The following is a 17,643-nucleotide window of genomic DNA, read 5'->3' as shown; positions in this document are numbered from 1 at the left end:
TGAAGACGGTTTGCCAGCGTTTTACTCACCGCTCCTCGAACGGAGCGTATGACCCAGTCGAACGAGGAAGAAAACGGCCCGATCGGCGGTCCGATCGGGACCGGCCTCGTCACCGTCGCGACGAATCGCTCCATCGACACCGGCGCCGCCGCCGCCGAGATCGCCACGGTCCTCGAGGAGAACGGCTGCGAGGTCGTCATGCAGGAACACATCGACAGCGACTACGACAAGATCCAGTCGGTCGTCTCCCGACTGGTCGACCGTGACGACGTCGATATGATCGTCACCAGCGGCGGGACCAGTATCGAGCCCGAGGACGCAACCCTGGAGGCCGTCGATCCGCTGATCGAGAAGGATCTCACCGCGTTCAGCGAACTGTTCACGACGGTCGCCTACGAGGAGTTCGGAACCCAGGTCGTCGCCGCACGAACGGCCGCGGGCGTCTCCGAGGAGGTGCCGGTGTTCTGTCTCCCCGGTAACCGCGACGCGGTCCGACTCGGCCTCGAGGAGATCATCCTGCCGGAGGCGCGCCACCTCGTGATCCTCGCCCGCGAGGGCACGAGCGAGGAGTCGTCGGAGACGGAAACCGGCACCACCGAGGGCGAGGAGAACGATGCCGACGAGTGACGGAGACGGTTCCGGCGAGAAAGAGGAGATCCGCGAACGCGTCTGGGACGACCTCGAGGACAGTGGCGTCGCCCGATTTCCGTTCCCGCCCCACGGACGGATTCCCAACTTCGCCGGCGCCGAGGAGGCGGCCGACCGGCTCGCCGACCAGCCCGAGTGGGAGGCGGCGACGACCATCAAGGCGAACCCCGACGCGCCGCAGCTTCCGGTTCGGCGCCGGGCGCTGCGCGCGGGGAAGACCGTCTACATGGCGGTCCCGCGGCTCAGCGACGAGCGGTGTTTCCTGAAACTCGATCCCGACGTCCTCGAGGACTACGACGCGGCGACGACCGTCTCGGGCTCGTCGAAACACGGCGAGCAGGTGGGCCCGGAAGCGGTCGAGTCGATCGATCTTATCGTCTCCGGGAGCGTTGCCGTGATCGATGACGGCGACCGAATCGGAAAGGGAGAGGGGTACAGCGACCTCGAGTACGCCGTGCTCCGAGAACTCGGACTCGTCGACGAGACGACGCCGGTCGCCACGACGGTCCACGAACGGCAGGTGGTCGACGACGACGTCGCGACCGGCGATCACGACGTCTCGATGGGCCTGATCGTCACGCCCGAGCGCGTGCGTCGACCGCCGGCGCGCGAGCAGCCGTCCGGCATCGACTGGGACCTGCTCGCGGACGAGCGACTCGAGGAGATTCCAGTTCTGGAGCGGGTTCGGGATCGGGAACCGGACCGATAGCTGGCCAGTTCGTCGATCGTCAGAACTTACGCGAGCCCGGCCGTCGTCGTCACTCGCTGGAGTAGTGAAGCCATACTGGGACACGACCCTGTGTCCCGGTGCAGAATCGCGAGCGGTGAGCGGGCCGGTGCAGGGACCCGCGTCACCGAGCACGCGGATAACGGTATGGCAATGGTGGGGGGAAGGGTGCTGTGGTGGGGTTGCTGGAAGTCACGGGTTGGCAGATGGGTGCCACTTGGTGGGGTCTGCCCGTCGACCTCCGTCCGTTCCTATCCTCGGGAGCCACTTGAACGGGGGAGACGGTATCGGTCTCTTACGTCGAATTCCTCCAGATTTAACCCGAGTTTATCCGCTCGAAATCAGGCTCGAGAAAGTTCACACTGGCCGTATAACGACATTAGGAAAATAAGGGGTCGTCCGGAAACGAGGTCCGGATGCGGGGATCAGTCGACCAGTTCCTCGGCGACGATCGCCGCGTCCATCAGCCGCGGATCGATCGCGAGGTCGAGCTGTCCGCGAACGAACTCCGGAACCGTGTCTCGAGTGTACGTGACGGTCCGAATCTCGTCGTTCAGGTCGCAGGCGATCGGAATCGTCGTCGCCTGGCCGACGTCCGTCAGGACGTAGAGGTCCGTGTCGACGATCCCCGCCTCCTCGAGCGAGGGTCGCGAGACGACGCCGTTGACGCGGGTGACGTCGACGCCTTCGGCCTCGAGCGCGTCGCCGATTTCGTCCTCGTCGGGGCCGGCGACGATGGCGTTCGTGCTCATTCGTACTCGATGGTCGCGGGTGGTTTGTGCGTCACGTCGTAGACGACTCGCGCGACGTTCTCGTTCTGGCCGGTGATCCGCGACTGGATGCGCTGGAGCGTCTCCCAGTCGATCTCCTGGGCGCGAGCGGTCATCCCGTCGCGGGACTCGACGGAGCGCACGGAGACGACCCAGCCGTGAACGCGGTTGTCACCTTTGACGCCCGTCGCCTTGCCGATAACCGCCGCGAGGGCCTGCCAGGGGTCGTACTCCTCGAGTTCCTCCTCGACGACGTGGCAGGCGTCGCGAGCGACCTCGAGTTTCTCCTCAGTGATCTCGCCGATCACGCGCACGGCGAGACCGGGACCGGGGAACGGCATGCGCTCGGCGACGATTTCGTCCAGATCGAGGTGGCGAGCGACCTCGCGAACCTCGTCCTTGTAGAGGTCGCGGACGGGTTCGACGATGCCGTCGAAGTCCACGACGTCGGGAAGGCCGCCGACGTTGTGGTGGGACTTGATCCCCCCTTCGCTCTCGATCCGGTCGGGGTAGATCGTTCCCTGGACGAGGTAGTCGGCGTCGGCCTCCGTCGCCTCGCGCTCGAACTCGCGGATGAACTGCTCGCCGATGATCTCGCGTTTCGCCTCGGGGTCGGTGACGCCCGAGAGCGCCTCGAGGAACCGGTCCTTGGCGTCGACGATCCGGAGCGAGTCCATGTAGTCGAAGGTCTCGCGGATCTGGTCGGTCTCGCCCTTGCGCATCAGTCCGGTGTCGACGTAGACGGGCGTCAACTGGTCGCCGATCGCCTCGTAGGCGAGGGCGGCGGCGACCGAAGAGTCGACCCCGCCCGAGAGGGCGATGACGGCGTTTGCGTCGCCAACTTCGTTCTCGATCTCTTCGACTGCCTCGGGTACGAACGTGTGTGTATCGACCATCAGTGGGTTACCTCAGTTTCGTTCTCCGTCGTCGTGTCGTCGTCGATCGCCGCGCGATCGACCACGGCCTCGAGCAGGCCGAAGAACGGCGGACTCGGCTGGCCGGGTCGGGACGTGTACTCGGGGTGGAACTGCGTCCCGAGGAAGTAGGGGTGATCCTCGAGTTCGAGGATCTCCATCCGGTTGCCCGCCGTGCCGGAGAACACGAGCGGTTCGTCCTCGAACTGGTCGAAGTACTCGGGGTTGACCTCGTAGCGGTGGCGGTGGCGCTCGGAACAGGACGTGTCGCCGTACAGGTCGTAGGCGAGCGTCTCGGGTTCGATCACGGTCGTGTGCTCGCCGAGGCGCATCGTGCCGCCCATATCCTCGACCTCGTACTGCTCCGGCAGGATGTCGATGACCGGGTGCGGCGACTCTTCCTCCATCTCCGCCGAGTGGGCGTCCTCGAGGCCGAGCACGTTTCGGGCGTACTCGACGACGGCCATCTGGAAGCCCAGACAGAGTCCCAGGAAGGGGACGTCGTTCTCCCGGGCGTACCGGACGGCCTCGATCTTGCCCTCGGAGCCGCGCATCCCGAAGCCGCCGGGAACGATGACGCCGTCGACGTCCTCGAGCTGTCCGTCGTGGCCCTCGGCCATCTCGCCGGCGGACACCCAGCGGACGTCGACGTCGACGCCGAGTTCGAAGCCGGCGTGTTTCAGCGACTCGTGGATCGACATGTAGGCGTCCTCGAGGTCGTACTTCCCGACCAGCGCGACGTCGACCGTTCCGGTCTTCTCGGACGTGACGATCTCTCGCCACTCCTGGACTCGCTCGCCCTCGGGCAGCGCCCGGTCGGCGAGTCCGAAGTGTTCCAGGACGTACTGATCGAGGCCTTCCTCTTCGACCATCAGCGGAACGTGGTAGACGTCCTCGACGTCCGGGTTCGAGAAGACCGCCTCGGTGGGAATGTCACAGAACAGCGCGATCTTCTCCTTCGTTTCGGGATCGAGTCGATCCTCGCAGCGGCCGACGATCACGTCGGGCTGGAGCCCGATCGAGCGGACCTCCTTCACGGAGTGCTGGGTCGGCTTCGTCTTCTGCTCGCCGTTCTTCGAGTACGGGACGAGCGTGACGTGGGTGAAGAGGACGTTCTCCTCGGGTTCCTCGTGGGCGAACTGGCGAAGCGCCTCGAGGTAGGGCATTCCCTCGATGTCACCCACGGTACCACCGACTTCGATGATACAGACGTCGGTTCCCTCGGCGGCCTCGCGAATGCGACGCTTGATGTCGTTCGTGATGTGCGGGATGATCTGGACCGTCTTCCCGAGGTAGTCGCCGGCGCGCTCCTTCTCGATGACGTGCTGGTAGGTCTTGCCGGTGGTGATGTTGTGGTCCGAGGTCATGTCGATGTCGAGGAACCGCTCGTAGTTCCCCAGGTCGAGGTCGACCTCGCCACCGTCCTCCAAGACGTACACCTCCCCGTGCTGGTAGGGGTTCATCGTCCCCGCGTCGACGTTCAGGTAGGGGTCGACTTTCACGGCGGTGACGTCGAACCCGGCGTTCTTCAGCAGTCGGCCGGTGCTCGCGGCCGTAATCCCCTTCCCGAGCCCCGACATAACCCCGCCGGTGACGAAGATAAACTTGTTCCCCAGCGAGGGATCATAATGAGTGTCCGATTCCGTCGGCATACCGAGTGTGCGCGCGAGCAGTTGAAAACGATTTCGGGACCGAGCCGTCTCCGTCAGTGGCTATCATTACCGTTCGTGACACGTTCCCAGTTCGTCAGCTAAGCGAACTCGAGCCGACGGGGGAGCCGGACCGCAGGGACACGTCGGTAAGAGACGGCGACCGGAGGTGAGAGGCCTGCCAGGAATACTACGGCTCTTCGTCCTGAACTTCGACGATCACGGCCTGGTCGAGGGACTCGATGCCGCCGCCCATGCGGAGCTGGATCGTCCGCCCGGGCAGGTCCGGATCGTCCTCGTCGGTCGGCTCCTGCGGGACGGAAACGGCGGTGACTCCGCCGATGGAGACGTCTCGACGCTGGATCGGATCGTCCTCGTACTCGACGGTCTCCCACGTCTCGAGGTCGAAGTCGTCGATGCTCTCGCCGAAGTACTCCTCCGGCTCTTTGTCGACCGTGTCTTCGGTCTGGGACTCGCCGGTCGTTCTGTTGTCGTCGAACTGGACCTCCTCGTGTTTGTACTGCTGAAGATGCACGAGCATACGACAGGCCACCACGACCAGTGTGTTAACGCTTGCCGGGGAAATAGAATGGTCGCCCGATATTCGTCTCGGACGATCGGCGCAGTTCGAAGCCGTCGGCCTCGTCTTCGAAGTGATCCGGACCGACGACGCGCCCGAAACGAGGCCGCGCGAGGGGACGCGGCGCTGCACCTCGAGCGAGCCGACACGCGGTAGTCGCGAAGCGAACACGTCAACAGGGAATCTTTTTGCAGTCCGATAGCGTACCGCCGCGTATGTCCCTCGAGCGCCGGCGAGAAGTCGTCGACTCCGAGCCGCCGGACATCGGCTTCCAGGCGGCGTTCGGCTTCTACCTCGGCCTCGTGGTCGGCGGCATCGCCGCGTTCGCCGGCCTGCTCGCCGACGTGACGACGGCGACGCTGCTCGGAACCTTCCCAACGGTCGTGACGGCGGTGACGCTCGCCGGCCACATCCTCGCGAAGCGAGCCCACGGCCTCCCCGAGCGGATCGGCCGACGCTGGCGCTGGCGTCTCGCCTGCTACCTGCCGGCCGTCGGCTTCGCCGCGGCAGTCCTCGCTCCGAGCGTCACGCCGCTCGAGGCCACTTCGCGATACCTCGCCGTAACGGTCGCGCTCGCGCTGGTGCTTGCCGTCACGGCGCTCGGCCTGCAACAACTGTGTCGCAACCGGTACGTCGAAGCGATCACCGCCGACGAGCCGTCCGTCACGTGGAGCTATCGGCCGGCGAGCGCATTCTCTCGGGGAGGTGTCGGGGTCATACTGGTGTGTTTCGTGCTCGTGGGCGGCCTCACGAGCGTCGTCACCGGTACCCTGTCCGGCCTGTTCTGGGTCGCCTTCGGCGGCGTCGTGGCCGCCTGGAGCTGGTTCGACGTCGAGAACGACTCCGGCGGCAAGAAGTACTACGGAACGCGGTTCTCGTTCGATGCGAGTTCCGTCTCGGAGAACGCACTGGGCGAGTTGCACGCCCACGAGCGCGGGATCCGCTTCGATCAGGGCCGCTCGAGGAAGCTCACCCCTTGGGAGAAGATCACCGACGTCGAACTCACCGACGACGAACTCGTCCTCGAGCGCCGATTCAGGAATATTCGCTGCGATCGGTCGGTGATCGACGACCCCGAGGCGGTGCTCGCGGCGCTCGAGGAGGCTCGAGAGCGGGTCGAAGGAAGCGAACGGACGGCGAGCGGGCGGAACTGATTACTTGCCCCAGAAGGGGTCCCGGCTGCGCTGCTTGTCGAGGTACATGTTCAGCGCCTCGAGTTCGTCGCCGGGGATCTCGCTGGCGAGTTCCTGCTCGAGGATCTTCCCGTGTTTCTCGGGAATCTCGGTCCAGAGTTCGTCGTCCTCCTCGATCTGACGGCCGACCGTGGGGCCGTCGATGGCGACCGAGACGCGGTTGCCCGCGCGGGCCTCGTCGACGTCCTCGCCCTGTTCCTGAATCCCCTTGATCTGGCCGACGCGTTCGGGCTCGTTGCCGTCGAACTTGACGACGTTCGTGTTGTTCTGGATCGTACCCGAGTTCACCTCGACGCCGACGACGGCGGGGTCGTTCTGGCGGAAGGTGTGATCCGGCAGGATCCGGAACCGGGCGGGTCGGACGATGTTCTCGAGGATCGTGTCCTGCTGGGCGCGCTCGAGTTCGTCGACGAACTCCTCGTACTCGTCGATAAGCTGATAGATTACCTCGTCGGAGAACACCCGGACGTCCTCGATTTCGGCGCGCTGCTTCGCGTCGTCGAGAACGTCGACGTTGAAGCCGAGGATCGCCTGCTGTTTCGTATCGTCGGCGGTCGAGGCGACCGACACGTCGCGCGGGGCGATGTCGCCGACCTCCGCACGGACGATGGGAACCTCGGCCTCCTCCAGGGCGTCCGCCATCGCCTCGAGGCTGCCGAGCGTGTCGGCCTTGACGACGACGCCTTCCTCCTCGGTGTCGACGGCGATGCTCGCGAGTTCGGCTTCGACCTCGTCGATAACCTCGTCGAGATCGCGGTCGCGAACGATCCGAACGGGGGCGCCGGCGATCGCCTCTCCGAGATCGGGCGCGGCGACCTTGATCCCGGCCGCAGCCGGCACCTCGTCGACCTTCTCGAACCGACTCTCGGTGCGGATCTCCGCGAGCGGGCGCGGCTGGAGGAGGGCGCGAACGTCGGTGACGATGGTCTCGTTCGTTCCGCCGACGACGATCGTGTCGTCGGCCCGGATCGTCCCGTCGTAGAGGACGATGTCGATCGTCTTCCCGAAGCCCTTCTCGTCTTTGACCTCGAGGACGGTGCCGACGCCGGGACCGGTGACGTCGATCTCCATCTCCTCTTTCATGTACCGTTGGGAGAGGCCCATCATCACGGCGAGCAGGTCGGGAACGCCCTCGCCGGTCATCGCCGAGACCGGGACGACGCCGACGTTGCGCTGGAAGTTCTGGACTCGCCAGTAGAGGTCCGCGGAGAAGTCCTCGTCCGAGAGGTTGCCGATGATCTCGTAGAGGCTCTCGTCCAGCCGCGAGCGCACGCGGTCGGACTGGGCCTCGTAGGTCGCGTTGATCGGCGAGTCCTCGTTGGCGTTCCAGCCGGGGACGGTGTCGATCTTGTTCGCCGCGACGATAAACGGCGTCTGCGAGCGCTGGAGGATGTCGAGCGCCTCGAGCGTCTGGGGCTGGAAGCCGTCGTTAACGTCGACGACGAGGATGGCGATGTCCGCGAGCGCGCCGCCGCGGGAGCGAAGCGTCGTAAAGGAGTGGTGGCCCGGCGTGTCGATGAACAGCAGGCCGGGGAGGTCGAAGTCGTCGGGATCGACGAGTTCGCCCGCGATCGAGGAGATGACGTCCAGCGGAACGGCGGTCGCCCCGATGTGCTGGGTAATCGCCCCCGCTTCGCCCTCGATCACCGCGGAGCCGCGGATCTTGTCGAGGAGACTGGTCTTGCCGTGATCGACGTGTCCGAGGACGGCAACGATCGGCGTTCGGAGAGATGTAGGGTCGCGCGTATCTGAATCAGACATGGTGACCACCCGAGAAGGTCTTTGGTAAATCGTCCGTAGGACGGTAGTTAAACCCATCGTCACGGTCGCACTGGGTCGTCCGTTCGCGCCGCGCGTTTCGATCACGACGACGCGTCGCGAGCCTGGAGCAGAAGTGGAACGACGCGAGGAGAACGGCACAGAGCGGTCGTGTGTAGTAGCCGATGACTGGGAGAACGATTCGTGTCCCCAACGGCTGTGAAACGCGGTCTGATCGTCGCCGACGGTCACCCCCTCGGATGACGACCCTCGGACGACCGGTGGAAACGGCGATGCCGGCCGCGTTCAGATACTACTGTGAGTGATCAGCGTCCGGTGGTCGATTCTCTCAGCGAGTCGGTGTAATCTGAACATCATCGCGGATGCCCCCGTGGACTTTAATAGCAACTAGTAAGTACGGGGTAGCATGAGCGAGATACTCGCTGAAAATCTCTCGGGGAAGTCCGTCATGGGTTCCGACGGAACGGAACTGGGGATGCTCTACAACATCACGATGGACATCAACTCGGGGACGCTACACGATCTCATCATCGAACCCGACGAAGAGCTACCAGACCGGGCGGTCGATTTCGAAACCGACGATGTCGGCCGATTCCTCGTTCCTGTCAACCGCGTTCGTGCGGTGAAAGACTACATCGTCGTCCAGCGCTAACGGTATGTACGTTCTCGACTCCTCGGCTTTTATCCACGACTTCCACACGGCAGAACAGACTGCAACGATCCCCCTCGTCCGCGAAGAACTCGAGGACGAGAGCGCCTATCGCTACGACGCGATGGAGGGCTCGGGGATGCACGTTCACATCCCGAACGAGGACACCACGGAGAAGGTCCGCCGCGCGGCGAAGGAGTCCGGCGATCTCGAGGTCCTCTCGGACACCGACATCCGACTGGTCGCCGCGAGCTTCGAACTCGACGCCACCCTCGTCACCGACGACTACGCGATGCAAAACGTCGCCGAGAAGCTCCACGTCGGCGTCGAAGTGATCGCTCGAGACGGCATCGACGAGCAGCGCCACTGGCTGTTCCAGTGTCAGGGCTGCGGACGGGAGTTCGACGAGGAGAAGGACCGGTGTCCGATCTGTGGCTCGGGGCTGGCCCGAAAGAATCCCTCGTAGTTAGGCGAGGTAGATCATCGCCATCTGTGCCGCGTTGAAACAGCCGTGGACGATGGCCGGAACCATCAGGTTGTCCGTCCGTTCGTAGACGAATCCGAGTATCAACGAGAGCCCGAACAACACGCCCAGACTCGCGAGCACCTCGCCGGCGCCCGCGGTCCCGTACGCTGCGACGTGGACCCCCGCGAAGATCACGCTCGTGACGACGACGGCGCCGTATCTCGAGAAGGTGTCGTAAAGCGACTTCTGGATGACGTTACGGTAGAGCAGTTCCTCGAACGGTCCGACGATCAGGATCATCGCGGGGATGATGACGACCAGCAACTCGGGGTTCTGTTCGGCTTGCTGTGCCGTCCCGTGTTCTGCGGTGTCGACCCCGATGGCGGACATGAGCAGCGAGATCGCGACGAGCGCGCCGAAGATCATGGCCAGTCCCCCGACCGTCCAGAGGACCGATCGAAGGTCCGGCCGCTCGAGGTCGAGGTACGACAGGCCGTGGCCGCGCCACAGGAGGTAGGCGGCCGCGATGGAGCCGAGTCCGATCGCGGTCGAGGAGTACTGGACGAACTGCAGGTCGAGGTCCGAGCCGCCACCGCCGAGAGCCATCACGGCCGAAAGGAGGAAGGCGCTGACGAACGCCATCGAGATCAGACCGGCGAAGCCGAGCCCCGCCATCGTCGAGAAGCGCAGCGTACGGCGTACCAGTCCGCGGCTCGAGACGCCGGCGTAGTCGGCCGCAGCGAATCCGATTGCGGCGCCCGCCGCCACGAGCGCGAGAAAGAGCATCGAGATCGTCCACCCGAGTCCGGGAACGGTCGCCGCGCCAGATACGCCCTGATTGAGGGCGTAGCCGGAGCAGAGCACGACCAGCAGACTCGATATCGCGGCGGTCAGGCCGCCGAGTTCCGGCTCGAGTGCCCCGTGACGGCGGGCGAGGAAGGCGACGACGGTGACGACCGTGAAGGCGGCCGCCAACCAGACGAACGGATCGTCGGCGCCGCCTCGAACGGGGACGAACGCGGCGGCCATGGCAACGGTCGCGGGAACGACGCCGAGCGACGGGACGAAAGAATCGTCCCTCGAGTCCTCGCCGCCGGACCGAACTGTCTCGCTCATAGGTGTGTGTTCGGCCGAATACTCATAGGGGCACCGTAATCGATTACGAACCGGGCGGAGAGGCGCTCGAATGCGGCGGGTAGTTTTCCACCGATACTCGGATCGAGCCGCCTCATCTATCGATCTCGCCGAGACAAGAGTTAACAGCCGCCACACAGAACGAACGCGTATGGCTCACGAATATCGACCGCGGCTCCGACAACGCTGCTTCGAAGGGCAAGCGGCCGCGGCCGGTCACCGGCTACCGTATCCGGAACGCAGCAGTGGGACGCGAAACGCTACCGCCCCCTGCGAGCGATAGCCATGAGCTTCATCGCGGAGTACACGATATCGAATCAGCCGATAATGCGGGAAGCCCGGCAGAAGATCCCCGAAGTCACGATCGAGGTCGAAGACGAGCAGCCGGACCAAGGAGACGGCTCGGAACTCATCTTCTGGGCAAGCGGACGGGAGTCCGATCTCGAACTGTTCTTTCAGGAGCTGTCGAACGACCGGTCTATTGCGGATTTCGAGACGCTCTCGACTCTCTCCGAGCGGTGTCTCTTCCGGGTGGCACTCTCCCCCGAGGGGGAGCGGGGGCTGACTTACGTCGATGCGATCGAGTACGGAGTCACGCTTCTCGACATCGAACTGCGGGAAGACGGGGCGGAGTACCGCGCCCACTTTCCAAACCGCGACGCGCTGTCGAGCTACCGCAAGCGGTGCGAAGAGCGCGATCTGTCGTTTACGCTCCGGCGCCTCTACCGAAGCGAAGAGGAGGAGACGGAGAAGTACGATCTCACCTCCCGACAACGCGACGTACTGCGCCGCGCGCTGGAAGAGGGGTATTTCGAAGTCCCGCGGGAGATTTCGGCGGAAGAGTTGGCCGACGAGTTCGAAATCTCGAGCCAGGCGCTCTCCGCGCTCCTTCGGCGCGGTCAGAAAGCGATCTTGCAGAGTGCGTTCGCCGACGACAGCAGTTCCTGAGGCGGATCCGGAACTCCGCCGGCCTTCGGTCAGCGTTCGACGCGAAGTTCCGTCTTCTCGGCGACGGCCTCCGCCTCCTCGAACGCCCCCCCGCCGAGGAGCCCGCGGGTCGCGTTCTTGGCCCACTCGACCGCGGGCTGCTCGAAGGTGTTGACGCCGTAGAGTTCGCCCGCGAGCACGCACGCGGCTTCCATCCCGTACAGCAGGCCGCCGAGCTCGTACTCGTCGACGCGCTCGAGTTCGACCCGGACGTTCGGCCGACCGGCCGCGGCGAGGCTGGCCTCCGTCGCCTCGAACTCGGCCTCGAGCAGTTCGCCGAGACTCGCGTCGCCGAGGTAGGCGAGGTCCTCGACGTCGGTGTTCGGAACCGGCCGGTCGTCGCCCTCCCGCGGCGTGACGAACGTGATCATCTTGTCGCGCGGGCCCGCGCGATAGAGCTGGAGTTGGGAGTGCTGGTCCGTGACTCCGAGAGCCCGCAGCGGCGTCTGCCCGAGGTCGTCCTTCCCCAGACTCTCGGCCCACAGCTGTGCGAACCACTCGGAGTAGGTCTCGAGCGACTCCGCGTAGGGGACCATCGCGTTCATGCCGGCGCCGCGGCCGTCGAGCGCGTAGGCCGTCGCCCCGTAGGCGTACGCGGGACAGTCGAACAACGAACCGGTCAGCGAGTCGGCTTCGGCGGCGGCTCCCTCGAGCAGCGCCTCGAGGTCGTGTCCGCAGACCGCGGCGGCGACCATCCCGACCGCAGAGAGCGCCGAAAAGCGACCCGGAACGCCGTCGGGAACCTTCAGCGACGGCAGATCGTGGCGGTCCGAGAGGTCGCGGAGCGGTCCGGACTCGCCCGTCGTCACGATCGTCCGCTCGGTCCAGTCGACGCCGGCGTCCTCGAAGGCCTCCCGGACCACGAGAAAGTTCGCCAGCGTCTCCGCGGTCGTCCCCGAACGCGAGACAACGTTGATCGCGGTGTTCTCGAGCGGCAGTCGCTCGAGGCGGTTCGAGACCCACGCGGGATCGACGTTGTCGAGATAGACAGTCTCGGTGTCCGAATCCAGCGCGTCCGTGATCGTCGCCGCACCGAGCGCGCTGCCGCCGATACCGACGGTGATCAGCGCCTCGGCGTCGGCGACCGGCTCGACCGCGGCTCGAATCTCGTCCGGGTCGGTTCGCTCGGGCAGGTTCAGCGCGGCGTAGCCGTGCTCTCCCTCGTTCAGTCCGGCCTCGATACGCTCGTGTGCGTCGGCGACCTGCTCGTCCAGGCGCTCGAGGGATTCTCGAGAGACGCCCGGCGAGGCGACCGACGCCAACGCGTTACCGATGTCCACGTCCATGACCGAGAGGCCGACCGCCTGCGGTAAAGTCGTTCCGTCACGCGGTAGCGCCCCGAGAGCGGCCTCGCAGCGTCGTCGAGCGAAGCCGAAACCCGGAAAACCGCCGCGTTACTACGAGCGACCATGACCGAAAAGACGGGTACGTTCGTCGTCACGCACGCCGAAGACGAGTCGGCCGTCGTCCGCGACGTCGAGACCGCACAGGTCCACACGCTGTCGTCCAACCCTGGCCTCGAGATCCGCGACGTTCTCGAGGCCACCGTCGCACCCGAACCGCCCCTCGAGGTCGCCTGGGAGGTCGTCGACGTCGAGAACCGACGCTCGATCGAACTGGTCGACAGCGACCTCGAGCCGACCCGGCACGAAAAGGAGCTCGCCGCCGCCGCCGAGGTCGGCGACCTGATTCGGGAAGAGCGGGCTGGAACCGGCGAAATTCACGTCTTTCACCTCGCCGAGGACGTCGAGACCGCCGCACGGGACGTCCTCGAGGACGAGGAGACGATCGCGCGGGCGGCCAGACTCGAGGCGGTTCGCGTCGAAGTGCGTCGGTCGGCCGCCGACGGCGTGTTGAGCGTCCGGTACCTGCCGGACTGACGGGGTTCGGGATCAGCCCTGGCTCGGCCCGCCCTTGCTCTGAACGCGCCAGCTCCCCTGAATGCCGCACGCCTCGCGGACCTCGTACTCTATTTCGGTATCGTCGTCGATCCGGGGGCCGCCCTCGACGGCTTCGACTCGCAGCGGGACGTCGAGGGTGTTTCCACAGCAGCCGACGCCGACGAACTCCTCCCAGACGTCCCCCTCTTCGGCGGCGTCGCGCGTCTTCCGGAGGAACGCCCGGAAGGAGGGCTTTTCGACCTGGAACCGGCCCCAGTCCGAGAGGTCGGACGGGTACGAGACGACGACTCGCTCGGCGAACGCGTCTCGCGTCGCGTCGGCGGGCTCCTCGAGTTCCGCGGACGACTGCGTTGATTCTGGCGCCATACCTCCGTCTACGGACTCGAGGAGTATCAGGTCGTTGCGTGAACGCGAAATTATTCTCACTGGAAAAAGCTGCAGAAATTGGGAAGGCTTACACCTGCCGACTACGAGTGGTCCGGTATATGGGGTATTTCGACGTACCGGAGATCGATTACACCCGGTACAGTGACCGCCAACTCGCGGCGGTGCCGCTTGCGGTTCTCGGGGTCGCACTGCTCGTCCTCGCCGGTTCGTTTCTGCTGTTCGGAGCGCCGGTTCAGCTCGGCATGGATTTCGCCGGCGGGACGGAACTCACGGTACAGACGACGACGCCGGAGGAAGACATTCCGGATGCGTTCGACGAGGAACCGGAGTCGGTCCAGGCCGTCGCCTCGCCCGACGCGGAGAACCAGTACATCGTTCAGTTCTCCTCGACCGAACAGGAGGCGCTGAGCGAACAGGCCGAAGCCAACCTGGATCCGGACGGTGACGCATCGGTCATCCAGCAGGTGTCCTCGACGTCGGCGAGTTTCGGCCAGCAGACACAGCAGACCGCTCTGCTGGGGGTTACCGTCGCGTTCCTCGGAATGAGCGTGCTCGCGTTCCTGCTCTTTCGGACGTTCGTCCCGTCGATCGCGATCGTCGTGTCGGCGTTCTCGGACATCGTGATTCCGCTGGCGTTCATGGCGATCACGGGCATTTCGCTCTCGCTCGGGACCGTCGCCGCGCTCCTGATGCTGATCGGATACTCGGTCGACTCGGACATCCTGTTGAACAACCACATCCTGCGCCGCAGCGGTGACTTCTACGAGAGCACCCACCGCGCGATGCAGACCGGCGTCACGATGACCGTCACCTCGATGTCGGCGATGCTCGTGATGGGGATCGCCGCGTGGCTCTTCGGCGTCGAGTTGCTGGCGTCGATCGGCATCATCCTCTTCGTCGGCCTCGCGGCCGACCTGATGAACACGTACATGCTGAACCTGAGCCTGCTTCGCTGGTACAAGTTCCACGGGGTGCGGTCGTGAACCCGATCGCCTTCGTCAAGGAGTACTGGCGGATCCTCCTGCTGGTGCTCTTCGTGACCGCCGCGCTGGTCGCGCTGTTCGCCCCCGGCGGCGTCATGGACGACGACACGCTCGTCGAGGAGAACGAGACCGTCGACGACAACCCGACGAACCTCGAGTACGGTCTCGGTCTCGACGGCGGAACGCGGATTAGCGCACCTCCGGTCGGGATGACCGCCGGTATCGACATCGAACCCGGCCAGGAACGGGAGGTCGAGTCGACGCTGTACGAGGAACTCGATATCGACCCCTCGGACGCGGTCGTCCGCTACCACGAGGACGACAACCGGTTCACCGCCGAGGTGTTCGACGGGGACGTCACTCCCGGAGAGTTCGCCGCCGCACTGCAGGAAGCCGGCGTCGACGTCGACGAGGACGACGTCGAGGACGGCGTCACCCAGCAGACCCGCGACGAGATGATCAACACGATCGAGTTGCGTATCAACGAGGCGGGTCTCTCCGGCGGGAACGCCTACCAGGAGGCGACCGTCGGCGACGGCTACTACATCGTCACCGAGGTCCCCGGGATGAGTCCCGGGGAGCTCCGGAACCTGCTGACCGAGCGCGGTGACGTCCAGATCGTCGCCTACCATCCCGACGAGAACGGCACCCAGACCAACGAGACCGTCCTCGAGGGCGAGGAGTTCGACAACGTCGGGTCGGCGTCCTACGACGACCGGCGCGACCAGAACTACGTCCCAGTTACCGTCGACGACACCGCGGACGAGGACGGGAACAGCCCCGCGTCGGAGTATCAGGCGGCGATGAACGAGTACGGCTTCACCGGAGAGGGGATGGGCCAGTGTAACATCCACGACCGTGAAACCGGCGAGTTCGACTTCGATTCCGAGAACCCGCAGTGGTGTCTCCTCACCGTAGTCGACGACGAAGTCGTCGACGCTCACAGCATGAGCCCGGATCTCGGACAGAGCATGGCCCAGGGGACCTGGGAGAACGATCCGACGTTCCAGATGATCGTCCCCACCCAGCAGGACGCCCACCACCTCTCGGTCAACCTCCAGTCCGGCGCGCTGACCGCGCCGCTCGACTTCGAGCAGGAGCAGACGTACTCGCTCGAGCCGGCCCTCGCCGATCAGTTCAAGCTCTACTCGCTGCTCATCGGGGTGCTCTCGGTGCTGACCGTCAGCGGCGTGGTCTACCTGCGGTACAGCGATCCGCGCGTCGCCGCGCCGATGGTGCTCACGGCGCTGGCCGAGGTCGTCGTGCTGCTCGGCTTTGCCGCACTGATACGCATGCCGCTGGATCTCTCTCACGTCGCCGGCTTCATCGCCGTCGTCGGGACGGGGGTGGACGACCTCATCATTATCGCCGACGAGGTGATGGACGACGGCGACGTCAACTCCCAGCGGGTGTTCGAGTCGCGCTTCCGCAAGGCGTTCTGGGTCATCGGCGCCGCGGCGGCGACGACGATCATCGCCCTGTCGCCGCTGGCCGTGTTGAGCCTCGGCGACCTTCGCGGGTTCGCCATCATCACGATCCTCGGCGTGCTCATCGGGGTGCTGATCACCCGTCCCGCCTACGGTGACATCCTGCAACGGCTGCTGACGGACAAGTAGGGGCGTTCGGTCTCTCGATTCTTTCGTTCACTCGCCGCGACAGCGCGGACACCAGTCGACGGTCTCGGCACCGTCGCCGTGGGCCCGCACGAAGTCGAGCGAAACGGGGTTCTCACATCGTGTACAGATCGGCATTATCTCTCCCACAGAACGAATCGCTGTGAGGGAAAAGAGCGCCTCGCCTGCCAGTGCAGCCCCGGCGACTCGAGGCCGTGCCGTCGGTCACTACGTCGGAATGACGTCCGAGACCCCGACGCTCTCGAGGACCAGCCAGCCGACGAACAGGGCGTACGCGCCGAGCAGGAGCCAGGCCTCGCGCTCGGACAGCAGCATGTCCGTCCGCGCGATGGCGAAGAAGACGACCGTCGCGAGGACGAGAAACGCCATCATCGGCACGACGTGGGCGAACGTGATCGAGAGCGTCCCCGCGACGAGGACGCCGACCGGGATGGCGACGAGCAGATCGAAGATGTTGCTCCCCAGCACGTTCGCGAGGCTGACCGACGGTCGATCCGACCGGGCTGCCACGATACTGACGAACGCGTCCGGCACGCTCGAGCCGGCCGCGACGACGATCATCCCCCAGAGGAACGCGGGCGTTCCGAAGGCGTCCCCGAGACCGATCGCGGCACGGACGAGCCCCTCGACGCCGACGACGATGACGACCAGTCCGAGGCCGAACCAGAGCCAGGTCTCGAGGCGGTCGACGGACTGGTCGGCCTCGACCTCGTCCTCGGTGGCGTCGAGATACTGGGTGAACACGTAGAGGACGTACAGCGCGAGCGGGAACAGCGCGAGCCACCGCGTGACCTCTCCCTGCAGTCCAGCGCCCTCGAGCGGGTAGTAGATCACCGCCAGCGAGAACGTGAGCAGGAGTACCGCGAGCGCGAGCATGTAGAACAGCGCCTCCTTGTAGACCAGGTCCCGGCTCGTCGAGACGCCGCCGGTCCCGACGAGGACGGCCAGTCCCGGAATCACGAGGAGGTTGAAGACGGCCGAACCGACGATGGCGCCGACGCCCAGTTCGAACTCGCCGTGGATGAGCGTCGCGAGGAGCACGCTCACCAGTTCGGGCGCGCTCGAGCCGGCGGCGGCGATAACTGCACCCTGAACGACCGGCGGCACGCCGTAGCCGGCGGCCAGCCGGTTCGACGCCGACTCGAGCCAGGTGCTTCCCTTCCAGACGACGGCCGTCCCGACGGTCGCGAGCGCGAGAAACCAGACGATGTCGAGCACAGGTTACTCGCGTGTACTTTCACC

Annotated in this window: 19 protein-coding genes; 9 read left to right on the top strand and 10 right to left on the bottom strand. The window is 65.5% G+C overall.

Going from position 1 to position 17,643, the window contains the following annotated elements; genetic code table 11:
- Positions 1 to 48 precede the first annotated feature (48 nt).
- Both NED97_RS03310 and NED97_RS03305 read left to right on the top strand, forming a co-directional pair.
- Positions 49 to 627 (top strand): MogA/MoaB family molybdenum cofactor biosynthesis protein, encoded by a 579-nt coding sequence (locus tag NED97_RS03310; protein WP_252489302.1) that lies wholly within the window; start codon positions 49 to 51, stop codon positions 625 to 627.
- Positions 614 to 1,357, top strand: a complete 744-nt coding sequence (locus tag NED97_RS03305; RefSeq protein WP_252489301.1) for a 5-formyltetrahydrofolate cyclo-ligase — start codon at positions 614 to 616, stop codon at positions 1,355 to 1,357. Before NED97_RS03310 ends, NED97_RS03305 begins: the two co-directional genes overlap by 14 nt.
- Positions 1,358 to 1,800: 443 nt before the next feature.
- On the opposite strand, the gene NED97_RS03300 is transcribed toward NED97_RS03305, so the two are convergent.
- From NED97_RS03300 to NED97_RS03285, 4 genes are all read right to left on the bottom strand, one after another.
- Complete coding sequence (locus NED97_RS03300) at positions 1,801 to 2,127, bottom strand: DUF7126 family protein (RefSeq protein WP_252489300.1); 327 nt, start codon at positions 2,125 to 2,127, stop codon at positions 1,801 to 1,803.
- Positions 2,124 to 3,041, bottom strand: coding sequence for a glutamine-hydrolyzing GMP synthase (gene guaA / locus NED97_RS03295; protein WP_252489299.1), 918 nt, complete (start codon positions 3,039 to 3,041; stop codon positions 2,124 to 2,126). The genes NED97_RS03300 and guaA overlap by 4 nt, the downstream gene beginning before the upstream one ends.
- Positions 3,041 to 4,711, bottom strand: coding sequence for a glutamine hydrolyzing CTP synthase (gene pyrG, locus NED97_RS03290; protein WP_252489298.1), 1,671 nt, complete (start codon positions 4,709 to 4,711; stop codon positions 3,041 to 3,043). Before pyrG ends, guaA begins: the two co-directional genes overlap by 1 nt.
- 187 nt (positions 4,712 to 4,898) lie before the next feature.
- Complete coding sequence (locus tag NED97_RS03285) at positions 4,899 to 5,249, bottom strand: hypothetical protein (RefSeq protein ID WP_252489297.1); 351 nt, start codon at positions 5,247 to 5,249, stop codon at positions 4,899 to 4,901.
- 254 nt (positions 5,250 to 5,503) lie between these two features.
- Here NED97_RS03285 and NED97_RS03280 point away from each other — a divergent pair, with 254 nt between their 5' ends.
- Positions 5,504 to 6,442, top strand: coding sequence for a hypothetical protein (locus NED97_RS03280; RefSeq protein ID WP_252489296.1), 939 nt, complete (start codon positions 5,504 to 5,506; stop codon positions 6,440 to 6,442).
- On the opposite strand, the gene infB is transcribed toward NED97_RS03280, so the two are convergent.
- The gene (gene infB, locus NED97_RS03275; protein WP_252489295.1) at positions 6,443 to 8,242 is read right to left on the bottom strand and encodes a translation initiation factor IF-2; all 1,800 of its coding nucleotides are present in this window, start codon (positions 8,240 to 8,242) and stop codon (positions 6,443 to 6,445) included. It lies immediately after the preceding gene.
- Positions 8,243 to 8,666: 424 nt separating this feature from the next.
- Here infB and NED97_RS03270 point away from each other — a divergent pair, with 424 nt between their 5' ends.
- A complete protein-coding gene (locus NED97_RS03270; protein ID WP_252489294.1) occupies positions 8,667 to 8,912 on the top strand; it encodes a PRC-barrel domain-containing protein in 246 nt (81 codons plus the stop codon).
- Between the two features lie 4 nt (positions 8,913 to 8,916).
- Positions 8,917 to 9,375, top strand: coding sequence for an NOB1 family endonuclease (locus NED97_RS03265; protein ID WP_252489293.1), 459 nt, complete (start codon positions 8,917 to 8,919; stop codon positions 9,373 to 9,375).
- On the opposite strand, the gene NED97_RS03260 is transcribed toward NED97_RS03265, so the two are convergent.
- A complete protein-coding gene (locus NED97_RS03260; RefSeq protein ID WP_252489292.1) occupies positions 9,376 to 10,491 on the bottom strand; it encodes a CPBP family intramembrane glutamic endopeptidase in 1,116 nt (371 codons plus the stop codon).
- Positions 10,492 to 10,794: 303 nt separating this feature from the next.
- On the opposite strand from NED97_RS03260, the gene NED97_RS03255 reads away from it, so the two are divergent.
- Positions 10,795 to 11,457: a helix-turn-helix domain-containing protein gene (locus NED97_RS03255; protein WP_252489291.1), complete on the top strand. Its 663-nt coding sequence runs from the start codon at positions 10,795 to 10,797 to the stop codon at positions 11,455 to 11,457.
- Positions 11,458 to 11,486: 29 nt separating this feature from the next.
- Here the strand turns inward: NED97_RS03255 and NED97_RS03250 are convergent, their stop codons facing one another.
- Positions 11,487 to 12,782, bottom strand: coding sequence for a glucose-6-phosphate isomerase (locus tag NED97_RS03250; RefSeq protein WP_252489290.1), 1,296 nt, complete (start codon positions 12,780 to 12,782; stop codon positions 11,487 to 11,489).
- A 123-nt stretch (positions 12,783 to 12,905) separates the two neighbouring features.
- On the opposite strand from NED97_RS03250, the gene NED97_RS03245 reads away from it, so the two are divergent.
- Entirely contained in the window at positions 12,906 to 13,376 is a 471-nt protein-coding gene (locus NED97_RS03245) for a DUF5812 family protein (RefSeq protein WP_252489289.1), read from the top strand.
- 12 nt (positions 13,377 to 13,388) lie between these two features.
- Here the strand turns inward: NED97_RS03245 and NED97_RS03240 are convergent, their stop codons facing one another.
- Complete coding sequence (locus tag NED97_RS03240; RefSeq protein ID WP_252489288.1) at positions 13,389 to 13,763, bottom strand: hypothetical protein; 375 nt, start codon at positions 13,761 to 13,763, stop codon at positions 13,389 to 13,391.
- Between the two features lie 119 nt (positions 13,764 to 13,882).
- Between NED97_RS03240 and secF the strand changes: the two genes are divergently transcribed.
- A complete protein-coding gene (gene secF, locus NED97_RS03235) occupies positions 13,883 to 14,767 on the top strand; it encodes a protein translocase subunit SecF (protein WP_252489287.1) in 885 nt (294 codons plus the stop codon).
- A complete protein-coding gene (locus tag NED97_RS03230; protein ID WP_252489286.1) occupies positions 14,764 to 16,383 on the top strand; it encodes a preprotein translocase subunit SecD in 1,620 nt (539 codons plus the stop codon). The genes secF and NED97_RS03230 overlap by 4 nt, the downstream gene beginning before the upstream one ends.
- A gap of 27 nt (positions 16,384 to 16,410) precedes the next feature.
- Here the strand turns inward: NED97_RS03230 and NED97_RS23440 are convergent, their stop codons facing one another.
- The gene (locus NED97_RS23440) at positions 16,411 to 16,518 is read right to left on the bottom strand and encodes a DUF7563 family protein (RefSeq protein ID WP_455429867.1); all 108 of its coding nucleotides are present in this window, start codon (positions 16,516 to 16,518) and stop codon (positions 16,411 to 16,413) included.
- A gap of 90 nt (positions 16,519 to 16,608) precedes the next feature.
- Positions 16,609 to 17,619, bottom strand: coding sequence for a sodium:calcium antiporter (locus tag NED97_RS03225; RefSeq protein WP_252489285.1), 1,011 nt, complete (start codon positions 17,617 to 17,619; stop codon positions 16,609 to 16,611).
- Between the last annotated feature and the right edge of the window lie 24 nt (positions 17,620 to 17,643).

This window comes from Natronococcus sp. CG52 (genome assembly GCF_023913515.1).
GTDB lineage: Archaea > Halobacteriota > Halobacteria > Halobacteriales > Natrialbaceae > Natronococcus > Natronococcus zhouii.
This window is presented reverse-complemented; position numbering and strand designations above follow the sequence as displayed.

What these genes read in the sequence shown, in the direction of transcription:
- infB (WP_252489295.1), bottom strand. Translation starts at nt 8,242, where the DNA reads ATGTCTGATTCAGATACGCGCGACCCTACATCTCTCCGAACGCCGATC.
- NED97_RS03255 (WP_252489291.1), top strand. Translation starts at nt 10,795, where the DNA reads ATGAGCTTCATCGCGGAGTACACGATATCGAATCAGCCGATAATGCGG.
- NED97_RS03310 (WP_252489302.1), top strand. Translation starts at nt 49, where the DNA reads ATGACCCAGTCGAACGAGGAAGAAAACGGCCCGATCGGCGGTCCGATC.
- NED97_RS03260 (WP_252489292.1), bottom strand. Translation starts at nt 10,491, where the DNA reads ATGAGCGAGACAGTTCGGTCCGGCGGCGAGGACTCGAGGGACGATTCT.
- NED97_RS03300 (WP_252489300.1), bottom strand. Translation starts at nt 2,127, where the DNA reads ATGAGCACGAACGCCATCGTCGCCGGCCCCGACGAGGACGAAATCGGC.
- NED97_RS03285 (WP_252489297.1), bottom strand. Translation starts at nt 5,249, where the DNA reads ATGCTCGTGCATCTTCAGCAGTACAAACACGAGGAGGTCCAGTTCGAC.
- NED97_RS03265 (WP_252489293.1), top strand. Translation starts at nt 8,917, where the DNA reads ATGTACGTTCTCGACTCCTCGGCTTTTATCCACGACTTCCACACGGCA.
- NED97_RS03240 (WP_252489288.1), bottom strand. Translation starts at nt 13,763, where the DNA reads ATGGCGCCAGAATCAACGCAGTCGTCCGCGGAACTCGAGGAGCCCGCC.
- NED97_RS03280 (WP_252489296.1), top strand. Translation starts at nt 5,504, where the DNA reads ATGTCCCTCGAGCGCCGGCGAGAAGTCGTCGACTCCGAGCCGCCGGAC.
- NED97_RS03270 (WP_252489294.1), top strand. Translation starts at nt 8,667, where the DNA reads ATGAGCGAGATACTCGCTGAAAATCTCTCGGGGAAGTCCGTCATGGGT.
- NED97_RS23440 (WP_455429867.1), bottom strand. Translation starts at nt 16,518, where the DNA reads ATGCCGATCTGTACACGATGTGAGAACCCCGTTTCGCTCGACTTCGTG.
- pyrG (WP_252489298.1), bottom strand. Translation starts at nt 4,711, where the DNA reads ATGCCGACGGAATCGGACACTCATTATGATCCCTCGCTGGGGAACAAG.
- NED97_RS03305 (WP_252489301.1), top strand. Translation starts at nt 614, where the DNA reads ATGCCGACGAGTGACGGAGACGGTTCCGGCGAGAAAGAGGAGATCCGC.
- NED97_RS03250 (WP_252489290.1), bottom strand. Translation starts at nt 12,782, where the DNA reads ATGGACGTGGACATCGGTAACGCGTTGGCGTCGGTCGCCTCGCCGGGC.
- secF (WP_252489287.1), top strand. Translation starts at nt 13,883, where the DNA reads ATGGGGTATTTCGACGTACCGGAGATCGATTACACCCGGTACAGTGAC.
- NED97_RS03245 (WP_252489289.1), top strand. Translation starts at nt 12,906, where the DNA reads ATGACCGAAAAGACGGGTACGTTCGTCGTCACGCACGCCGAAGACGAG.
- guaA (WP_252489299.1), bottom strand. Translation starts at nt 3,041, where the DNA reads ATGGTCGATACACACACGTTCGTACCCGAGGCAGTCGAAGAGATCGAG.